This window comes from Rhizobacter sp. P2_H2, assembly GCF_056403375.1.
The window spans coordinates 1-2,573 of record NZ_JBFUFP010000794.1; the positions used below are offsets into that span (position 1 = coordinate 1).

General features: G+C 68.7%; 3 protein-coding genes. 1 reads left to right on the forward strand and 2 read right to left on the reverse strand.

The window, feature by feature from the left end:
- On the forward strand, window positions 1–404 hold a 404-nt coding region (locus AC1D15_RS26405), incomplete at its 5' end, for a UbiX family flavin prenyltransferase (protein ID WP_477828325.1).
- Here AC1D15_RS26405 and AC1D15_RS26410 read toward each other — a convergent pair.
- Window positions 401–1,063, reverse strand: coding sequence for a lytic transglycosylase domain-containing protein (locus AC1D15_RS26410; protein ID WP_477828326.1), 663 nt, complete (start codon window positions 1,061–1,063; stop codon window positions 401–403). The two genes, AC1D15_RS26405 and AC1D15_RS26410, sit on opposite strands and share 4 nt — an antisense overlap.
- On the reverse strand, window positions 1,060–2,573 hold a 1,514-nt coding region (locus tag AC1D15_RS26415), incomplete at its 5' end, for a proline--tRNA ligase (protein WP_477828327.1). The genes AC1D15_RS26415 and AC1D15_RS26410, both read right to left, overlap by 4 nt.

Consider the following 2,573-nt stretch of genomic DNA (forward strand, 5'->3'; position numbering starts at 1 on the left):
AACTCGAAGCGCTGGCCCACACCGCATACAACCCGGCCGATGTCGGCGCCGCGATCGCGAGCGGTTCGTTCGCGAGTTCGGCGATGGTGATCGCGCCGTGCTCGATGAAGACGCTGGCCGCGGTGGCGCACGGGTTCTCCGACAGCCTGCTGGCGCGCGCCGCCGACGTGACGCTGAAGGAGCGCCGCCGCCTCGTGCTGATGGTGCGCGAGACGCCGTTCAACCTGGCGCACCTGCGCAACATGACCGCAGTGACCGAAATGGGCGGCGTGATCTTCCCGCCGCTGCCGGCGTTCTATCACCGCCCGACCACGATCGACGAACTGGTGAACGAAACGGTGGAGCGGGTGCTGTCGATGCTGGGCGTGGCGGCCGCGACACCCACGCCGTGGACCGGCCTCTAGCCAGGTTTGTAGTCCCAGTATTTCTTGGCGCCGAACACCAGGTTCGGATACTCCGGCTTGCCGCGGCTGCCGTTGTAGCGGCCGAGCGCCATGTACAGGTCGCCACGTTCCACATCAAGGTAGTGCCGCATGATCACGCAGCCGAAGCGCAGGTTGGTCTGCATGTGGAACAGCCGGCTCACGTCGCCATCGCCGATCAGCCGCGCCCAGAACGGCATCACCTGCATGTAGCCGCGCGCACCGACGCTGCTGATCGCGTACTTGCGAAAGCCGCTCTCCACCTGCACCAGGCCCAGCATCAGCGCGGGCTCGAGCCCGGCGCGCGTGCTCTCGTACCACAGCGTGTCGAGGAACTCGATGCGCGTGACGTGCTCGGCCTTGCGCTTCTTCAGGCGGCTGCTCATCTCGCCGAGCCAGCGCAGGTAGGTCAGGCGGGCCTCGGTGGTGACGAAGACGGGCTTGGGCGGCGCGCTGTTCGCGATCGCCGCGGCCAACGCACCGCGCACCGCATCGGCGAGCGGCTCCTCGACCTGCGCGCCGGCCAACGCCTCGTGCACCGGCAGCGCGGCCAGCCACGGAGCGGCCGCGGCGGCCAGCAACCACCGCCGCCGCACGGCTCCCGCAGCGGAGGACGCCGCCGCGGGCCACTCGCGCGTCATGACGCCAGCTTCGCCTTCACGAACTCGAGCACCTCGGTGGCCGCGACCGCCGTCGCCTGCGCATCGGCGCGCCCCTGGTACTCGACCTTGCCTTCCTTCAGGCCGCGGTCGGACAGCACCACGCGGTGCGGCACGCCGATCAGCTCCCAATCGGCGAACATCGCGCCCGGGCGCTCGCCGCGGTTGTCGAGCATCACGTCGATGCCGAGGGCCTCGAGTTCGTCGTGCAGCTTGTCGGCGGCGGCCTGCACCTCGGCCGAGCGGTCGTAGCCGATCGGGCAGATCACGACGCTGAACGGTGCGATCGCGGTCGGCCACAGCATGCCGCGTTCATCGTGGCGCTGCTCGATCGCCGCGCCCAGGATGCGGGTGACGCCGATGCCGTAGCAGCCCATCATCATCAGCTGCGGCTTGCCCGATTCGTCGAGGTAGGTGGCGTTCATCGCCTTCGTGTAGTTCGTGCCGAGCAGGAACACATGGCCGACCTCGATGCCGCGCTGGATCGCCAGCACGCCCTTGCCGTCGGGCGACGCGTCGCCCTCGACCACGTTGCGGATGTCGGCCACCAGGTCGGGCTCGGGCAGGTCGCGCCCCCAGTTGACGCCGGTGATGTGCATGTCGGGCTCGTTGGCACCGCAGATGAAGTCGCTCATGTTGGCGACGGTGCGGTCGGCGACGATCTTCACCGGCTTGCGCAGGCCGATCGGACCGAGGTAGCCGGGCTTGCAGCCGAAATGGTCCTCGATCTCCGACACGGTGGCGAAGCGGTAGCCTTCCTTGAAGCCGGGCAGCTTGCCGGCCTTGACTTCATTCAGCGAATGATCGCCGCGCACCAGCAGCAACCAGAGCGTCGTCTGCTTCAGGTCGCCGGCGTCGTCCTTCTCGTCGGTCGCGAGGACCAGCGATTTCACCGTGGTCTGCAGCGGCACGCCCAGCAGCGCCGCGACATCGGCGCAGGTGCTGGCCTTGGGCGTCGGCGTGCGCTTCAGCGCGGCGGTGGCGGCGCCGCGCTGCGCCACCGCGGGCAGGGCCTCGGCAAGCTCGATGTTGGCGGCGAAATCGGAGGTCGGGCAGTAGACCAGCGCGTCTTCGCCGGTGTCGGCGATGACCTGGAACTCCTGCGAGACCTCGCCGCCGATCGCGCCGGTGTCGGCAGCCACGGCGCGGAACTGCAGGCCCAGCCGCTCGAAGATGCGCACGTAGGCGTCGAACATCGCCTGGTAGCTCTTGCGCGCCGAATCGAGATCGCGGTCGAAGGAGTAGGCGTCCTTCATCGTGAACTCGCGGCCGCGCATCACGCCGAAGCGCGGGCGGCGCTCGTCGCGGAACTTGGTCTGGATGTGATAGAAATTCTTCGGCAGCGCGCGGTAGCTGCGCAGCTCCTGGCGCGCGATGTCGGTGATGACCTCCTCGGAGGTCGGCTGGATGATGAAGTCGCGGTCGTGCCGGTCCTTCACGCGCAGCAGCTCCGGCCCCATCTTCTGGAAGCGCCCTGTTTCCTGCCACAGCT